At 64.3% G+C, this 17,578-nt stretch carries 16 protein-coding genes; 12 read left to right on the top strand and 4 right to left on the bottom strand.

What is annotated here, in order from left to right:
• Window positions 1-15: 15 nt before the first annotated feature.
• Complete coding sequence (locus ACMUJL_RS05170) at window positions 16-183, bottom strand: hypothetical protein (protein ID WP_161486880.1); 168 nt, start codon at window positions 181-183, stop codon at window positions 16-18.
• A 16-nt stretch (window positions 184-199) separates the two neighbouring features.
• On the opposite strand from ACMUJL_RS05170, the gene ACMUJL_RS05165 reads away from it, so the two are divergent.
• From ACMUJL_RS05165 to ACMUJL_RS05155, 3 genes are all read left to right on the top strand, one after another.
• Window positions 200-913, top strand: a complete 714-nt coding sequence (locus tag ACMUJL_RS05165; protein ID WP_138176897.1) for a hypothetical protein — start codon at window positions 200-202, stop codon at window positions 911-913.
• Complete coding sequence (locus ACMUJL_RS05160) at window positions 913-1,524, top strand: hypothetical protein (RefSeq protein WP_068290828.1); 612 nt, start codon at window positions 913-915, stop codon at window positions 1,522-1,524. The genes ACMUJL_RS05165 and ACMUJL_RS05160 overlap by 1 nt, the downstream gene beginning before the upstream one ends.
• 483 nt (window positions 1,525-2,007) lie before the next feature.
• Complete coding sequence (locus ACMUJL_RS05155; RefSeq protein WP_068290826.1) at window positions 2,008-2,325, top strand: NIPSNAP family protein; 318 nt, start codon at window positions 2,008-2,010, stop codon at window positions 2,323-2,325.
• Between the two features lie 82 nt (window positions 2,326-2,407).
• Here ACMUJL_RS05155 and ACMUJL_RS05150 read toward each other — a convergent pair whose 3' ends face one another.
• Window positions 2,408-2,887 carry an RrF2 family transcriptional regulator gene (locus ACMUJL_RS05150; protein ID WP_068290824.1) on the bottom strand — a complete coding sequence of 160 codons (480 nt, stop codon included), beginning with the start codon at window positions 2,885-2,887 and terminating at the stop codon, window positions 2,408-2,410.
• A 128-nt stretch (window positions 2,888-3,015) separates the two neighbouring features.
• On the opposite strand from ACMUJL_RS05150, the gene ACMUJL_RS05145 reads away from it, so the two are divergent.
• From ACMUJL_RS05145 to ACMUJL_RS05105, 9 genes are all read left to right on the top strand, one after another.
• Window positions 3,016-4,683: an ABC transporter ATP-binding protein/permease gene (locus tag ACMUJL_RS05145; RefSeq protein ID WP_375569978.1), complete on the top strand. Its 1,668-nt coding sequence runs from the start codon at window positions 3,016-3,018 to the stop codon at window positions 4,681-4,683.
• Window positions 4,680-6,320: a thiol reductant ABC exporter subunit CydC gene (gene cydC, locus ACMUJL_RS05140; RefSeq protein WP_375569980.1), complete on the top strand. Its 1,641-nt coding sequence runs from the start codon at window positions 4,680-4,682 to the stop codon at window positions 6,318-6,320. The genes ACMUJL_RS05145 and cydC overlap by 4 nt, the downstream gene beginning before the upstream one ends.
• Window positions 6,321-6,443: 123 nt before the next feature.
• Window positions 6,444-8,066 (top strand): cytochrome ubiquinol oxidase subunit I, encoded by a 1,623-nt coding sequence (locus ACMUJL_RS05135; RefSeq protein WP_068290818.1) that lies wholly within the window; start codon window positions 6,444-6,446, stop codon window positions 8,064-8,066.
• Between the two features lie 5 nt (window positions 8,067-8,071).
• Window positions 8,072-9,235, top strand: a complete 1,164-nt coding sequence (gene cydB, locus ACMUJL_RS05130; protein WP_068290817.1) for a cytochrome d ubiquinol oxidase subunit II — start codon at window positions 8,072-8,074, stop codon at window positions 9,233-9,235.
• Window positions 9,236-9,249: 14 nt separating this feature from the next.
• Entirely contained in the window at window positions 9,250-9,414 is a 165-nt protein-coding gene (gene cydX, locus ACMUJL_RS05125) for a cytochrome bd-I oxidase subunit CydX (protein ID WP_068290815.1), read from the top strand.
• Window positions 9,415-9,479: 65 nt separating this feature from the next.
• Window positions 9,480-10,796, top strand: coding sequence for an NAD(P)/FAD-dependent oxidoreductase (locus ACMUJL_RS05120; RefSeq protein ID WP_375569983.1), 1,317 nt, complete (start codon window positions 9,480-9,482; stop codon window positions 10,794-10,796).
• Window positions 10,797-10,807: 11 nt separating this feature from the next.
• The gene (locus ACMUJL_RS05115) at window positions 10,808-11,155 is read left to right on the top strand and encodes a DUF5368 domain-containing protein (protein WP_375569985.1); all 348 of its coding nucleotides are present in this window, start codon (window positions 10,808-10,810) and stop codon (window positions 11,153-11,155) included.
• Between the two features lie 41 nt (window positions 11,156-11,196).
• Window positions 11,197-11,823, top strand: coding sequence for a class I SAM-dependent methyltransferase (locus tag ACMUJL_RS05110; protein ID WP_375569987.1), 627 nt, complete (start codon window positions 11,197-11,199; stop codon window positions 11,821-11,823).
• 125 nt (window positions 11,824-11,948) lie between these two features.
• Window positions 11,949-13,844, top strand: a complete 1,896-nt coding sequence (locus tag ACMUJL_RS05105) for a heavy metal translocating P-type ATPase (protein ID WP_375569989.1) — start codon at window positions 11,949-11,951, stop codon at window positions 13,842-13,844.
• A gap of 23 nt (window positions 13,845-13,867) precedes the next feature.
• On the opposite strand, the gene ACMUJL_RS05100 is transcribed toward ACMUJL_RS05105, so the two are convergent.
• Both ACMUJL_RS05100 and ACMUJL_RS05095 read right to left on the bottom strand, forming a co-directional pair.
• On the bottom strand, window positions 13,868-14,551 hold the full coding sequence (locus tag ACMUJL_RS05100) for a GntR family transcriptional regulator (RefSeq protein WP_068290805.1): 684 nt from the start codon (window positions 14,549-14,551) through the stop codon (window positions 13,868-13,870).
• A gap of 10 nt (window positions 14,552-14,561) precedes the next feature.
• Entirely contained in the window at window positions 14,562-17,471 is a 2,910-nt protein-coding gene (locus tag ACMUJL_RS05095) for an FAD-binding and (Fe-S)-binding domain-containing protein (RefSeq protein ID WP_375569992.1), read from the bottom strand.
• Between the last annotated feature and the right edge of the window lie 107 nt (window positions 17,472-17,578).

The raw sequence follows: 17,578 nt of genomic DNA, 5'->3' as shown, positions 1-17,578 counted from the left end.
GCACGAGAAAGACTGTCAAGAAAACATGGAGAGGAAAGGAATAACCATGACATTGAAAACAAGAGCGAAATTGCGTCCTGTCACATTGGTGACGCTATGTGCGATGGCCCTGGCGGCATGTGAACCCTTGCCGAATACCGCGAACGGGTCGGGGACCGTTTCAGCGACGAAAGCCTCTTTCAATGATACCTGTGCCCCCTTGCGGGCACCTTTCCAGAAGATCCGCGCGGATCGCGACAAGATCATCGGCCAGAATGTCGTTGGCGGTGCGATTGCCGGCGCGCTGCTGGTCGCGGCGCTGGGCGGCAACGCCGAAGATGCGATGAAGGGCGCCCTTGTCGGCGGTCTGGCAGGGGCTGCGCGTGCCTATGCCGAGAATGCCAAGTCGCGCGGCGCGACCGAAAACAGCCTGGCGAAATTCGCCAATGCCGACGCGCGGCGGGAAGCTGCGCAGAACGACGAACTGGTCAGCACCCTTCTGCGGATGAACGCCTGCCGTCTGGACCAGGTCGAGGCGATCGGCGTGCGCGCCCGCAAGGGCGAGATCAGTAGGGGCGAGGCGCAATCGCTGCTGGACCAGGTGCGGCGGGCGACCCTGCAGGACAACCGCGTCGTGAACTCCGTTGCGGGCAATCGCAGGACCTATGACGCCTATGTCGGTGTGCTGAACGCCAATGACGTCGCCGCAGCCAATCGCACGCGCGAATCCGTTGCAACCTACAAGCCGGACGTGAGCAAGGTGACCCGTACATCGCGCGGCCAGGCTGCGATCAGCACCGGCGGTCGCGCCAGCGGCGCCACCGATGTGGCACTGGCGCGCAACTCGGCGGTTCGCCTGGATGCGGTCAGCGACGCCCATGTGGAAAGCGTCGAGGCGCTGATCGGCAATCTCGATCTGACCACGCCGACGTGATGCTGCGCCTGATTGCATGGCTTGCCATCTTGACCCCGGCCACAATGGCCGGGGCACAGACCTTCGAGATCCAGGGGCAGGACGGCACGATATGCGCCGCCTTCGCCTTTGATCGGAACGTCATTGCGACCGCCGCGCATTGCACGGGGAAGGGCGACAGTTTTCAGGTTCTGGGCCTGGGATCCCCCGGCGAGGCCAGGCTGATCGCGCGCGGCGCCTTCGACGGCAGATATCTGACCGAGACCGAAAAGACCGCGGTGGATGTTGCGCTTTTGACCACGGAACTTCGGATGCCACGCGCAACCGATATCGCGATGCGCGATGCCGGGATCGGCGAGGTTCTGGAAATAGAGCCTCCTGGCGGCGGCTATAGCAGATGCAGGGTGCTTGCGCGTTACGGCGATGCCTATGACCTGGCCTGTCAGGTCAGTGGCGGCTGGTCGGGTTCTCCCGTTTATACCCGGCGACAGGCGGGCGCGAGGTTCCTGATCGGCATGGTGTCCGGCCGGTTGGGCCGGGTTGGCGAGGGCATTGCGGTGATGGTGCACGCCCGCGCGTTGGCCGGGCTGCAACCGCCCCCTCTGGCCGGGACGTCAACGGCACAGCCGTGATGTGACGCACGCCGGGTGGCCATGATCCCGCATCGGTCAGGGCGGCCCCCTGCGCATCGAACATCAAGGCCCGCCCGCCATCGCGCGAGGGGCGGCTTGCCGGTGTATGGGGTGGTCGCGACCGGAACCTCGGCGGCGCGCGGCACCGTGTTCTTTGGCGTCAGCCAAGGCCGTTCGCTTGCACGAAAGGTGCTCATGGCCGCGCCGTGCCGAAGGATGGCCCCTTGCCTTGCAGGTCAGAGCCTTGGTTGTTCGTCCTGTTGCAACGCGCCGCGCCCTGAGGGGGGAACGGGCAGAAACTCGGGTCCCCCTTGTGTGACCGCTGCGCCAGGCGGGGCAGGCTGCGTGACGGCCATGCTTGCCTTCGCGTTTGAGTGTGGGGAAGATCGCCAGCCAGCGTGGTCAGCATTCATGGCTTGACGGGAATTCCCATGTTCAGGCCTTGTTGGACAATGAAAACATGCTGAACCGAAGGAAATACAAATGATTTACGACCATCGTACTTATGTCTGCCGTCCCGGTACGATCAAGAAGCACCTCGCGCTCTATGCCGCGCATGGCTATGCCGCGCAGTTGCGCATCCTGGGGACACCGGTGATGTTTGCGCAGACCGAAACGGGCGACGTCAATTCATTTGTCCACATCTGGCCCTATCGCGACGCGGCCGACCGCGAAGCCCGTCGTGCGGAACTGGCGGCGGACCCCGACTGGCAGGCGTACCTGGCCAAAAGCGCCGAGGCCGGATACCTTGTCAGCCAGATCAACAAGATCATGGTGCCTGCGCCGTTCATCACGACCTGACGCGGTCCGACAATAGCTGCGATATTGAAACGGTTTGGGCCCCAAAGGTTGCCCGGGCCTGCATGGCCGGGAAATGGCCCCTTCAGGCCTTGGGGCGGGTGTCAGACGTGCATGACGGGGCAAGCCTGTCGGACATGTCCAGAATGCCTGCCAGCCCGCAGTTGCCTTTCACCAGATCGGCCAAGGTGACCATGTCCAGTTCATGATAGAACATCTCGAGCGCGCGCGAGATGAAGCTGCGCAGCCGGCATGTTTCCGACAGCGGGCAGGTGTTGGTGTCGGGATCGAAGCATTCGGCAAAGGGGGCGCCGGCTTCGAAGACGCGAAACACCTCCCCGATCGAGATCTGGTCCATCGGTCGGGCCAGCCGCAGACCGCCGCTGCGCCCGCGAATGGTTTCGACAAACCCGTTCCCATGCAAAAGGTTCACCACCTGCAGCAGGTGATGGGTGGATGCGTTGCATTTGGCCGCGATGTCCGAGGTCCGCACCGTGACCCCTTCATTGACGGCACAGGCCATCAGAATGCGGGAGGCGAGGTTGGTTCTGGTCGTCAGACGCATGGAAGCCTTCATCCTGGACAAGGTACCGCAATCTGGCGCCCCATGATCGTGATGTAATTGATCCAGATCAGATCACTCCGGGTCAGATCGCAATATCTCACATTCAGGATTCAAGTTTTGAGGTAGGCGTGGCCGATCACGATCTTTCCAGAAGTGCCGATGCGCCCGCAGGGTCGTCTTGCGACTGGCTTGCGCCCGGGCGTGGGCAACAGGCGCGGGCCGCGGGTCTTGCCGTTCTGGCGAACCTGATCTGGCCCTTGCAGGCGGCCGTGATTGCCCATGCTCTAGGCGGGTTGCTGACGGGTGCGGCGGTGTCGCCGGTTCAGGTCGGGATCGGCTTCATCCTCCTGGGGGCCTTGCGCGCGATCCTGGCGGCGAAGGCCGAAGCTATGGTGGATGCCGCGGCCATCCGCGTTGTAAGCGGTGCGCGCGCGCATATCGTCGCCGTCGAGGGCAGCCGCGCGGCGGACAGCCCCTTTGGCGGCGCAGGCAGCATCGCGGCGCTGGCTGGCGAAAAGCTGAACCTGCTGGCGCCGTTCCTGACCCGTTATGCCCCGGCGCGCGCCCGTGTGATGGTTGTGCCCTTGGTGATCCTGGCGCTGGTCTTGTGGCAGTCTTGGGCGGTGGCGCTGATCCTGATGGTGTCGGGCCCCCTGATCCCGGTTTTCATGGCGCTTGTCGGATTGGCCGCGAAAGACGCAAGCCATCGGCAGATGGCCGAGATCGGCACGATGAACGACCTTCTGGTCGAACGCTTGTCGGCTTTGGTGGATATCCGCCTGCTGGGGGCGGGCGATGCGGTTGTTGCGGGCTTTGCCCGGCAGGCGGGGGATTTGCGGCAGCGGACAATGGCTGTGCTGCGTGTGGCGTTCCTGTCGTCCACGGCGCTGGAACTTTTCGCGGCGATCGGTGTGGCGATGGTGGCCGTCTATGTGGGGTTTTCGCTTCTGGGGGCGCTGGAGTTCGGCACATGGGGCGATGCGATGACGCCGCAGGCGGGAATATTCCTGCTGCTGCTTGCCCCCGAATTCTACCAGCCGCTGCGCGATCTGTCTGCTGCATGGCATGACAAGGCCACCGCGGATGCCGTCCTGACGGATCTTGCCGCATGGGAGGCGGCAAGGACGCCCGCACTTCCGGGGCGCGGCGGCACGGCCCATCCCTTGCCCGGCCCGGCCAGCCTGTCACTGCGGGGCTGCGTTCTTCCGGGTGGGCTGAGGCTGCCGGATATCGAGGTCAACCCCGGTGAAACCATCGCGCTTGTCGGGGCGAGCGGGGCGGGAAAAACCTCGGCCTTGCGGGTCATCGCGGGATTGCTTGCCCCTGTCAGCGGCGCGGTGATGGTCGCAGGCCAGCCGCTTGCGTCGCGGAACGCGGATGCATGGCGCGCGCGGATCGGCTGGATGTCGCAAAGCCCGCATTTCCTGAACGCCAGCTTGCGCCACAACCTGACATTCGGGCAGGGCGGATCCCCGGATCGTGCCCTCGCGCAGGCCGCCGTATCCGAGGTCGTGGCGGCGCTGCCGCAGGGTCTTGCGACGCGGATTGGCGAGGCCGGGGGCGGTCTGTCGGGGGGCGAGGCAAGGCGCCTGACCCTGGCCCGCGCAATCCATCGCATGCCCGATCTGATCCTCGCGGACGAGCCGACAGCCGATCTGGATGCCGTGACGGCCAGGGCCGTGGTCGATGGCCTGATGGCGCAAGCCGCCCGTGGGGCCACGCTGATCGTGGCCACGCATGACAGCGATCTTGCGGCACGGATGGGCAGGATCATCCGGATCGGGGGCGATGCATGACGGCCCTGTGGCGGATCTTCCGGCTGATCCTGCGCACGCAACCCGCGGCCTTGTTGCGGGGCGGGGCCCTCAGCCTTGCGGTGCTGGTCATGGGGGTCGCGCTACTGGGCCTGTCGGGTTGGTTCATCACGGCGGCTGCGGCGGCCGGGCTGGCGGGCATGGGCGCGGTCTTTGACGTGTTCCGGCCGTCGGCGATGGTGCGTTTCCTGGCGCTTGGCCGCGCGGCTGCGCGTTACGGCGAAAGGGTTCTGACGCATGATGCGACATTGCGCACCCTCGAAATGCTGCGGGTAAGACTGCTGGGCGGGCTTGTCGCGGCGCCTTACCAGCGGATGGTCAGACTGCGCGGCGCACAGGCGGTGAACCGTCTGACGGCGGATATCGATGCGCTGGACGGTGTTGCCCTGCGGTTGATCCTGCCACTTGCCGCAGGCCTGCTGGCGCTGTTGCTGTCCTTCGCGGCAATCTGGGTTCTGGTCGGTTTGCCTGTGGCCCTGTGGATTGGCGCGGGCTATCTGCTGGGCGCGGCACTGATCTTCTGGCGCAGCGCGCGCAAGACGGTGGGTCTGTCCCGCCGGGCCGAGGCCGCGTCGCAGGCATTCCGGTCGCGGCTGATCGACCTGATCCGCGCGCGGCGTGAACTGGCCGTGCAGGGACAACTGGTGGCGCAGGTCGATGCGGTTCTGGAAGCCGATGATCGGCGGCTGGTGTCGCAGCGCGAACAGGACAGGGCGGAACGGTTGACTGGCGCTGCATTCCATATGCTGACGACGCTGGTTGCGGGGGGAACGCTCTGGTTGGGCGTGGTATCCGTCCAGGCGGAACGGCTTGAGCCGGCCTTTGCCGCCCTTGGCGTGTTTGCCGCACTCGCGCTTGCGGAAACCCTTGCCCCGTTGCGGCGCGCGGCCAGCGACCTGGGGCGCATGGCCGAAGCGGCCCGCCGGGTGTCGCGGGATCTTGCAGCGGCGCCATCGGCCGGACAGGCGCTGGTGCCGGAGGGGGCGGCCTTGCAGATCCAAGATCTGAGCTTGCATCGTCCGCTGTCGCAGGCGTCGATCCTTGCCGCCTTCGATCTGCATGTCACCCCCGGAGAAACGGTTGCCCTGACCGGACCCAGCGGGTCGGGCAAGTCAACTCTGCTTCTGGCCGTGGCGGGGCTGCATCCCGTTGCGGCGGGACGCATCAGCCTGGGGGGTGTCTCGGTCGCCGACTGGGACGAGAACGCCCTGCGTCATGCCCTGGCCCTGCTTCCGCAACGCAGTGTGCTGATGGCGGGAAGCGTTGCCCAAGCCCTGCGGCTTGCCGCCCCCGACAGCGATGAGGCGACACTCTGGCAGATGCTCGAGGCTGTCAGACTGGCCGACATGTTGCGCGCGCGCGATGGGTTGGACACCATGATCGGACCGCGCGGCGAGGGCCTGTCGGGCGGCGAGGCACGCCGCCTTGTGCTGGCCCGCATTCTGCTGCGCAGGCCGAAGGTCTTGCTGCTGGACGAACCTACCGAAGGTCTGGATGACGTTACCGCAAGGCAGGTGCTGGCGGGCCTTCGCCGCATATTGCCGGAGGCCGCCATCCTGATCGCGGCACATCGCCATGTCGAGACGGAATTCGCGGATCGGGTCGTCCGGCTGACATAACCGGTATCAAAGATACAGGTTATTGATCCAGATCAAGGCTCGCCCCCTCCAGGTCCTAGATACATCGCAAAAATGGAATTTAAACTCGGAGGGACTCGCCCTCCGATAGCTGGAGCCGAGACTATGGAATTCGGGATCGTAGAGCTGTCTCGCATGCAATTTGCGATGACGGCGATGTATCACTTCCTTTTCGTGCCGCTGACGCTGGGCCTGTCGATCCTCGTCGCGATCATGGAGACCGTCTATGTCATGACGAACCGCCCCATCTGGCGGCAGATGACCAAGTTCTGGGGCACGCTGTTCGGGATCAACTTCGTTCTCGGCGTGGCCACGGGCATCACCATGGAATTCCAGTTCGGCATGAACTGGAGCTACTACAGCCACTATGTGGGCGACATCTTCGGCGCGCCGCTGGCGATCGAGGGTCTGATGGCCTTCTTCCTGGAAGCCACCTTCGTGGGTCTGTTCTTCTTCGGATGGGACAAGCTGAGCAAGGTTGCGCATCTGGCCGTGGCGTGGCTGGTCGCCATCGGGTCGAACTTTTCGGCACTCTGGATCCTGATCGCCAATGGCTGGATGCAAAACCCGGTGGGCGCTGAATTCAACCCCATGACCATGCGCATGGAGATGACGGACTTTTTCGCGGTGCTGTTCAACGAAGTGGCGCAGGCGAAATTCGTACACACCGTCTCGGCGGGCTATGTCACCGCGTCGGTCTTCGTCATCGGGGTTTCCGCCTGGTACATGCTGAAGGGCCGCCATATCGAACTGGCCCGCCGGTCGATCACCGTGGGGGCGGCCTTTGGCCTTGCCTCGGCGCTGTCGGTGGTGCTGCTGGGCGACGAGTCCGGCTATTCCGCGACCCATAGCCAGAAGATGAAACTGGCCGCGATCGAGGCGATGTGGGAAACCCACGAGGCGCCCGCGCCCTTCAACCTGATCGGCTTTCCCGACCAGGAAGCGCGCGAGACGCACTATGCCATCGAAATTCCATGGGCCATGGGCCTGATCGGCACCCGTTCGCTGACCACGGAAATTCCCGGCATAAACGATCTGGTGGCGCAAGCAGAGGACCGTATCCGTTCCGGCCTGATCGCCTATGAGGCGCTGCTCGAGGTGCGCGAGAACCGGGCAGGGACCGATCCCGCCGTGATGGCCACTTTCGAGGCGCATTCCGCCGATCTGGGCTTTGCCTTCCTGCTGAAGAAATACGTCGACAACCCGCTGGACGCGACTGAAGCGCAGATCAAGGCTGCGGCGGATGATACCGTGCCAACGGTCTGGCCGCTGTTCTGGGCCTTCCGGCTGATGGTGGGGCTTGGTTTCGGTTTCATCGGGACGATGCTCTATTTCTTCTACCGGGCGTCCTTCAAGGGGATGCACTTTCCGCGTCCGGCCCTGCATCTGGCGGTCTGGATGATCCCGGCGCCGTGGATCGCTGCGGAACTGGGATGGTTCGTCGCCGAATTCGGACGCCAGCCATGGACCGTGGACGGCGTGCTGCCCACCGCCATGTCGGTCAGCGCCCTGTCGATGACCGAAGTGGCCCTGACGCTGGCCGGTTTCGTGATCTTCTACACGGTCCTCTTCATCATCGAGATGGGTTTGATGCTGAAATACATCCGCAAGGGTCCGTTTCAGGATGTCGCGGAAACCGAGGCCTGGAACACACGTCACAATGATCGCCTGGCCGGTCGGCGCAATGCCGATGCCATTGCCCAACCCGACCTGCACCCTGCGGAGTAAGACACATGATCCTGCATGAACTGATAGCCTATGACGTATTGCGCGTGATCTGGTGGGGCCTGCTGGGCGTGCTGCTCATCGGCTTTGCCCTGACGGACGGTTTCGACATGGGCGTGGGGGCCTTGCTGCCCTTCGTCGGCAAGACCGATATCGAACGCCGCGTGGCCATCAACACGGTCGGCCCCGTGTGGGAAGGCAACCAGGTCTGGTTCATCCTCGGCGGTGGCGCGATTTTCGCAGCCTGGCCGCCGCTCTATGCGGTCAGCTTCTCGGGCTTCTACCTTGCGATGTTCGTCATCCTTGCGGCTTTCATCGTGCGCCCCGTGGCGTTCAAATACCGCTCCAAGCGGGACGACCCGCGCTGGCGCAATGCCTGGGACTGGGCGCTTTTCGCCAGCGGCACGATCCCCGCGCTTCTGTTCGGGGTGGCCGTGGGCAACGTGATCCAGGGTGTGCCCTTCCACTTCACCGACGATCTTCACACGATCTACGAGGGGGCATGGTACATCAAGTTCATCGGCCTGCTTGATCCGTTCTCGGTGCTTGCCGGTGTGGTATCGCTGTCGATGCTGGTCATGCATGGCGCTGCCTGGCTGACGCTGAAGGCCGAAGGCGTCGTGCAGAGCCGTGCCCGCGCCATCGGTTCGGTCGCGGCACTGGTGGCTGTCGGTTCTTACGTGCTGGCCGGTCTGTGGATGGCGGTCGGGGTCGAAGGCTACCGCATTGTCGGCGACTACGTCACCAATGGCCCGTCGAACCCGCTGCATTTCGAGGTTGAGCGGACCGCAAGCTGGCTGACCGCCTATCTGGACCGGCCATGGATCGTCATCGCGCCGATCATGGGCATCCTTGGCGGCGGGCTGACCTTCCTTGGTCTGCGGGCCGGACGCGAGGTGTCGACGCTGCTCTTTTCCAAGATGGCGATCCTTGGCGTGATCTCTTCGGTCGGGCTGACCATGTTCCCCTTCATCATGCCAAGCTCCAGCGATCCGCAATCCTCGCTGACGGTCTGGAACAGCTCGTCCTCGCACCTGACCCTGTTCATCATGCTGGTGGTCACGGCGATCTTCATGCCGCTGATCCTGATGTACACCGCCTGGGTCTACAAGGTGCTCTGGGGCAAGGTCACCGAGGCCGATGTCTCTGAAAACTCCCACTCCGTTTACTGAAGAAAGGACATCCCATGTGGTATTTCGCCTGGCTGCTTGGCCTTCCGCTGGCCGCCATCTTTGCCGTGATGAACGCGATGTGGCTGGAGCTGAAGGAAGACGAGCGCACCATCGCCAGGGGCGATCCTGCCCCGCGCCCCGGCAACAGCGGTAAAACCGGCAGCACCCGACGCCGATAGATTGTGCGGATGCCGTCAACCTCCTCACGATCTGCCTGGCACAGGCACGCAGAAGGAAATGGAACATGACTGAACTCAATGAGATCAAGGCGTCGCGCCGCGCCTTTCTGGGCCTTGTCGCGGGCGGCCTTGCCACGACCATGGCCGTGCGACCGGCTGCGGCGGCCAAGGTGCAGACCAAGGCCCGCATCGTCATGATCGGGGCAGGGGCGGCGGGTACGGCCCTGGTCAACCGACTTGTCACGCGCCTTGACGGTGCGGAGATCACGATCCTCGACCCCAGCGCCGAGCATCTGTATCAGCCGGGCCTGTCGCTTGTGGCCGCCGGGCTGAAGCCTGCGTCCTATACCCGGTCCAAGACAACGGACTGGTTGCCGCAGGGGATTACCCTGATCGCGCAAGCCGCCGCCGCCATTGACCCCGTGTCCAAGACCGTGGCCACCTCGGGCGGGCAGACCGTGCCCTATGATTTCCTGATCGTGGCACCCGGCCTTGTGCTGGATCACGATGCGATCGAAGGCTTTTCGCTTGATCTGGTCGGCACCAACGGGATCGGCGCGCTGTATGCAGGCCCCGAATATGCCGCGAAAACCTGGCAGGCGGCGTCGGCTTTCACCCAAGCGGGCGGCGTCGGGATCTTCACCCGTCCGGCCACGGAAATGAAATGCGCGGGTGCGCCGCTCAAGCATACTTTCCTGATCGAGGATATCGCCACCCGCACCGCAGGGCAGGGCAAGCACGAGATGCACTATGCCGCGAATAACGATGCCCTTTTCGGCGTGCCCATCGTGTCGGAGAAAGTGCGGATGCTGTTCGAGGACCGGGGGATCACCCCGCATTACAGCCATGTCCTCAAGGCGGTCGATGCGGGTCGCAAGATCGCGACCTTCACCACGCCCAAGGGCGATGTCGAGATGGGCTATGACTATCTGCACGTGATCCCGCCGCAGCGCGCGCCCGAGGTGATCCGCCAATCCGGGCTGAGCTGGGCCGACAAATGGACCGATCAGGGTTGGGTCGAGGTGGATCAGAAGACCCTGCGCCATCGGCGCTATCCTGATATCTTCGCGCTGGGCGATGTGGCGGGGGTGCCCAAGGGCAAGACTGCGGCCTCGGTCAAATGGCAGGTGCCGGTGGTCGAGGACCATCTGGTCGCGGCCATCGAAGGCCGGGACGGCACCAAGGTCTATGACGGGTATACATCCTGCCCGCTGATCACCCGCGTCGGTCGCGCCATGCTGATCGAGTTCGATTACCACAACAACCTGACACCGTCCTTTCCGGGCGTGATCGCCCCGCTGGAAGAACTGTGGATCAGCTGGTTGATGAAGGAGGTGGCATTGAAAGCCACCTATAACGCCATGTTGCGCGGCAAAGCCTGAGGAGAACCGCAATGGAACAACTGACCTTTGAAACCATGATTGCCGTCTTCGAAGAGATTTTCGGCCGCGCCCTGTTCTGGGGCATGGTCGTGGCGGCCATCGTCGTCACGCTGGCTTATCTCTATGTGCTGATCCGGGACCGGGCCATGTCCATGCGCAAGTTCTTTCTGGCGCAGCTGTCCATGCCCTTGGGTGCGGTGGCTGCCGTTGTATTCGTGCAGGTCATGACCAACTCGCATCTGCGCGATATCGGCGGGCCGGTCGATGTGATCGTGCTTCTGGGCGTGGCGGCCATGGGCGCGATCGGACTTGCGATCCTTGTCTATACCGCGCAGTCCCTTGTGCGCAGGTCGCAGTAGCGCGGCCGCGCAAGATGGCGGGACGCGGGGATGGCAAGGGCATGACGCAGAGCAGGAACCAGAAATTCTGGAACAGGATCGCCGAACGCTATGCGGCGCGGCCCCTCAAGAATGTCGCGGCCTATGAGGCGATGCTGGCGGATGTGTCCGCCCGGCTGAAGCCCACGGACCGCGTTCTGGAAATCGGCTGCGGCACGGGCGGCACCGCGATCAGGCTGGCGCCCGGCGTTGCCCAATATAGCGCGACGGATTTCTCGACCGAGATGGTGCGCATCGCAAGCGCCAAGCCCGCGCCGGGCAATCTGAGCTTTCGTGTCGCGGATGCGTCCTCTGCCTTCGATGGTGGACCTTTCGACGTGATCTGCGCCTTCAACGTGCTGCATCTTGTCGAGGATCTGCCCGATACTTTGGCGCGTATCCATGCCAATCTGAAGCCCGGCGGCCTGCTGATCGGCAAGACATGGTGCTTTGCCGATCTCAGGCTGCGGGTGCGCATCCTGTTTCCCATGCTGCGGTTGGTGGGTCTTTTTCCCTTTGTCACCGCGCTGGGCGAGGCGCAGTTGCGTCAGGCCTTGAGCGATGCGGGTTTCGAGATCGAGGCTGCGCGCGTCTTCGGCGACTATCCGCAGAACCCCTATCTTGTGGCGCGGGCAAGGCCTGGGGCCTGACAATCGCGGGGTCGACGCCCCCTTTCGGCTGCGCAATGATGGAGGCAGCGCAGGGGAAGGGGAGTCGGCAGGCCGTTATTGCCGGAAGCCGCGTTCACATGCCCCGTCCGGAGGGATCAGTCCGCATGGAAAACAACGATGGCGATCGCCTCAAGACAGTGATCCTGCTGCTGGCATTGGCGGGGCTTGTGCTGGGCCTTGCGCTCTGGATTGCCGGTCTGGCCGACATGGCGGACGTTGTCTGGATCGCCGGTGTTCTTCCTGCCCTTGTCGCGCTGATCGTCGAGATCCTGCGCAGTATCGGGCGCGGCGAAGTCGGTCTGGATATCGTGGCGGCCCTGTCGATGACGGCAGCACTTGTCTTTGGCGAGACACTGGCGGCGGCGGTCGTGGCGGTGATGTATTCGGGCGGCACCTTTCTGGAAAGCTTTGCCGAAGGCCGGGCGCGCCGCGAAATGCACGCGCTGCTGTCCCGCGTGCCCCGCATGGCGACCCGCCATCTGAACGGTGGCCTCGAGGATGTGCCCCTTGATGCCGTCGTGCCGGGCGACCGTTTGCTGATCCGCCAGGGTGACGTGGTGCCCGTGGACGGAACGGTGACCTCGGCCACGGCCTTTCTGGATACATCGGCCCTGACCGGCGAGTCGCTGCCCGTACGCCTGTCGCAGGGGGCGGCGGCCATGAGCGGGTCGACCAATGCGGGCGAAGCCTTTGATCTGACCGCGACGCATGAAGCCAGGGACAGCACCTATGCCGGCATCGTCCGGCTGGTCGAGGAAGCGCAGCGATCCAAGGCGCCGATGTCGCGGTTGGCGGATCGCTGGTCACTCGGGTTTCTGGTCGTGACCGTTGTCATCGCCTTCGCGGCCTGGTGGTTCACGGGTGATCCGATCCGGGCGGTCGCGGTGCTGGTCGTGGCGACACCCTGTCCGCTGATCCTTGCCGTTCCGGTGGCGCTGGTGGCGGGACTGTCGCGTGCGGCGCATTTCGGCGTGCTGATCAAGGGGGCAGGGCCGCTTGAGCGGATGGCCCGCATCCGCACGCTGATCCTGGACAAGACCGGAACGCTGACCGACGGACGCCCGCAGATCGTGTCGATCGACAGCCGTGGGCCATTGGCCGAGGACGAGATCCTGCGCTTTGCCGCGGCGCTTGATCAGGCCTCCAAGCACCCGGTCGCGCAGGCCGTCGTGACGGCGGCAAGGGCACGGGGGCTGGATCTTCCCGTGCCATCCGATGTCGCCGAAATCCCCGGTGAGGGCGTGGTCGGCCATGTCGCGGGTCACAGTGTGATCGTGGGTGGCGAGGATTTCGTCGCGCAGCGCCTGGGCGGAGGGCCGGGCGATAGCTTGCGTCTTGCGGCGGGCGCGGTCCTTGTCGCCGTGGCGGTGGATGGTCGCATGGCCGGGCATCTGGTAATGGCCGATCCCTTGCGCGACGGCACGGCGACCATGCTTGCGGGTCTGCGCCGCGAGGGGATCGCGCGCATCCTTCTGGCCACCGGGGATCGTGCCGCCGTCGCCGAACGCGTGACCGAGGGGCTTGGCCTTGACGGGGTGCGCGCCGGCCTCACGCCCGATCAGAAGGTTCTGCTGGTTCTGACCGAACGCAAGAACGGACCCGTGATGATGGTGGGTGACGGCGTGAACGACGCTCCCGCGCTGGCCGCCGCGGATGTGGGCGTGGCCATGGGCGCACGGGGGGCCGCCGCCTCGGCCGAGGCGGCAGATGTCGTGCTGCTGGTGGATCGGGTGGACCGGCTTGGACCGGGGATCGAGATTGCCCGCCGCGCCCGCCGCATCGCCGTCGAAAGCGTCGTCACGGGCATCGGGCTGTCGGTGCTTGGGATGATCGCCGCCGCCTATGGCTACCTGACGCCGGTGCAGGGCGCGCTGCTTCAGGAAGTGATCGACGTGGCGGTGATCCTGAATGCGCTGCGCGCGCTCAGGATCATACCGTTCGAGCCCGCGCCGCCACCTTCGCCGCCGCAGGCCGATCTTCCCCTGGGCAACCCGTCATGACCCGGCAGTGGGTGGGCTGTATGTCAGACCTGCCCGCCTTGTGATTGCAGCCATTTGGTCACCGAGGCCTGCTTGCCGCGCATATGCGCCAGCAGGGTCCGCGCCAGTTGCTTGCCGTCGCGCAGGGCCAGGTATTCCATGATCTTCTCGTGCTCCTGCACGGCCGCCGCCCAGCGTTCATCGGACATGTTCGCAAGGTAGCGCGCGCGCTGCATGCGCAACGACAACGCCTGGCACGAGGTCGTCAGTGTATCGTTCCGCGCCGCCTTGAGGATGGCGCGGTGGATCTTCTGGTTGACGCTGAAATAGGCCTCGAGGTCGCGCGCCTCGTAACTGCTGATCATCTGCTCGTGCAAGGCGCGCACGGCCGCGATCTCGTCATCGGTGATGTTCTGGCAGGCCAGTTCACCTGACAGCGCTTCAAGCACGCCGAGGATGGGAAACACCTCTTCGACCTCGCTGATGGTCAGTGGTGACACCCATGCCCCACGGTTCTGTTCCAGCCGGACCAGCCCGTCTGACGCCACCACTTTCAAGGCCTCCCGCATGGGTGTGCGCGAGACGCCGAATTGCGCACAAAGGTCCTTTTCCGGCACCTTGGTTCCCGGTTGCAATTCGCCGGTGATGATCAGCATCTGCAAGCGATCGACCAGTTCCTCGTGCAGGGATTTGCGTGGGATCGTGCGTATGGCGCTGTTCTCGGTCATGTCCTGTCACTCAATGCTTTCTCAAGGCCAATTCCAGAAGCCGGGCAATATGCATGGGCTTGCGGTCGGTCGTGTCGGAAATCTGGTGCCTGCAGGATGTGCCATCGGCCACGATAAGCGTCTCCGCGTCGGCCTTCCTGACCGCGGGAAGCAAATCGGCCTCTCCCATCTTGCGTGAAATCTCGTGGGTGTCCGTCCCGTATCCAAACGCGCCCGCCATGCCGCAGCAGCTGGTCTCGACAACCTCTATCGCGGTGTCTGGCAGCAAGGCGAGGGTTTTTTCGATGCTGGACATCACGCCCATCGCTTTTTGATGGCAATGCCCATGCAACAGCACCTTCGGCGCGGGCGAGGTCATCGGCAGGGTGAAGCCGGGACGGTCCGCCTCGGCCGCGATATACTCCTCGAGCATCATGGCCTGGCTGGCCAGACGCGCACTATCCGCGCCGGGCAGAAGGCTGGGGATCTCGTCGCGCAGCGTCAGCAGGCAGCTTGGTTCCAACCCGACGATGGGCAATCCCTGTTCGGCCAGCGGCAGCAGCGCATCGACCAGCCTGCGCGCCTCGGTGCGCGCCTCGTCAACCAGGCCTGCCGACAGGAAGGTGCGCCCGCAGCAAAGCGGCCGTTCGCCCGCCGGCGCGGCGGCCAGATGCACGGGCACCTCTGCCGCTTCCATCACGTTCAGGGTGGCGCGCAGGTTCTCGGGCTCGAAATACCGGTTGAAGCAATCCGCGAACAGGACGACGCCGGGGGCCTTGGTCGGCGCAACCTCGGCATCCCTGAAGGGTGTCGCGCTCCATGTCGGCAGATCGCGCGTGGCGGTGAAGCCGGTCAGCCTTTCCGTCAGCCTGGCCAGACCCGGCAGGGTGTTGCGCAGGTTTGCCAGGAACGACAACCGCGAGGCCCAGGGCGCGTAGCGGGGCAGGTAGCCCACCAGCCTGTCATGCAGGCTGATCCCGTGCTTTTTGGCGCGCGCGGCCTGCACTTCGATCTTCATCTTCGCCATGTCGACGCCCGTGGGGCATTCGCGCTTGCACCCCTTGCAGGACACGCACAGCTTCATCGTCTCGGCCATCTCGTCCGAAGTCAGCGCATCCGGTCCCAATTGCCCCGAAATCGCAAGGCGCAGGGTATTGGCGCGCCCGCGTGTCAGGTCCTGTTCCTTGCGCGTCACCCGGAACGAGGGGCACATTACCCCGCCCTTCAGCTTGCGGCAGGCGCCGTTGTTGTTGCACATCTCGACCGCGCCCTGGAAACCGCCGCCGCCGCCGGTCCAGGCCGACCAGTCCAGCTGCGTCTCGAATTTTGGCACGGCGTAATCCGGGCCATAGCGGAACAGGCGCCGGTCATCCATCTTCGGGGCGTTCACGATCTTGCCGGGATTGAACAGACCCTTGGGGTCAAAGCGCTGCTTGACCTCTGCGAAACTGGCGACCATGCGCGCGCCGAACATCTTTTCATGGAATTCCGACCGCACCAGCCCGTCGCCATGCTCGCCCGAATGCGAGCCCTTGTAGTGCCGCACAAGGTCAAAGCATTCCTCGGCGATGGCGCGCATCGTCTTGACGTCCTTGTCCAGCTTGAGGTTCAGCACCGGCCGCACATGCAGGCACCCGACCGAGGCATGGGCATACCATGTGCCCTTGGTGCCGTATTTCTCGAAGATATCGGTCAGCCCGGCGGTATATTCGGCAAGATCGGGCAGTTCGACGGCGCAATCCTCGACGAAGGAGACGGGTTTGCCGTCCTCCTTCATGGACATCATGATGTTCAGCCCGGACTTGCGGAACTCTGCGATGCCGTTCTGCAGCCTGCTGTCCGTTACCGGGGTCATGCCGCCCCAGGATTTGCCGGACCCGGTCCATGAAAAGCCCAGATCGCCCATCATCTCGTCCAGCTGCTGCAGCTTGACGGCGTTCTGGCGCGGATCGTCTTCGGCGAATTCGACCAGCAGCAGCGCCTCGGGCTGTCCGGTCACGAAGTCCTCGATGGTCTGGCGGAACATCGGGATGTCGCGGCCCAGCCCGATCATCGTGGCGTCCACCAGTTCGACCCCCTGCGGTGTCAGCGTGACCAGATGCTGTGCGGCATCCATCGCCTGGTAGAAGGTGGGGAAATGGCACACGCCCAGCACCTTTTCCCCGACCAGCGGCCAGAGCTTCAGCTCGATCGCCGTGGAATAGGCCAGCGTACCTTCCGAGCCGACCAGCAGATGCGCCAGGTTCTGCGGGGCGCGGCCTGGCACCAGCGCGTCGATGTTGTAGCCACCGACCCGGCGCATGACCTTGGGAAACCGGGCGTCGATCTCGGCGGCTTCGCGCGCGCCAAGGGCCAGAAGGTCGCCTGTCAGCGCGGACAGGGCAGGGGATTGATCCGCCCCGACCGGGCCGAAATGGTGCTTGCTGCCATCGGCCAGAAGCGCCTCGATCGACAGCACGTTGTCGCGCATCATCCCGTAGCGCAGCGATTTGCCACCACAGGAATTGTTGCCCGTCATGCCGCCGATGGTCGCGCGGGACGCGGTCGAGACATCGACCGGGAACCACAGACCATGCGGCTTGAGGATTCGGTTCAGCTCGTCCAGCACCATGCCCGGACGCACCACGCAGCGCCGGTTTTCGACATCCAGTTCCAGCAGCTGGTTGAAGTACTGTGTGTTGTCCAGCACCAGCGCCTCGTTCACGGTCTGGCCGCATTGCGACGTGCCGCCGCCGCGCGGCAACACGGGGATGCCTTGCTCTGCCGCAAGGTCCAGCGCTGCGCGAATGTCGTCCTCGGACTTTGGCGACAGAACCCCCAGCGGCATCATCTGGTAGAAGGATGCATCCGTCGCGTAACGCCCCCGCGAAAAACGGTCGAACAGGACGTCACCCTCGACGCGGGCAGCTAACGTTCTGGAAAGATTTGGTAATTCTTGCATTTTTTGACCGTTTTGTCCGCGGGGATCGCTAGGAATTATATGTTGACTAAATTATGAATTCAAAATTACAGTTCTTCAATGGAAAAAACAAATGGCCGTGAGCGGGC

The sequence above is a fragment of the Seohaeicola sp. genome (assembly GCF_048006315.1).
GTDB lineage: Bacteria > Pseudomonadota > Alphaproteobacteria > Rhodobacterales > Rhodobacteraceae > Seohaeicola.
This window is presented reverse-complemented; position numbering and strand designations above follow the sequence as displayed.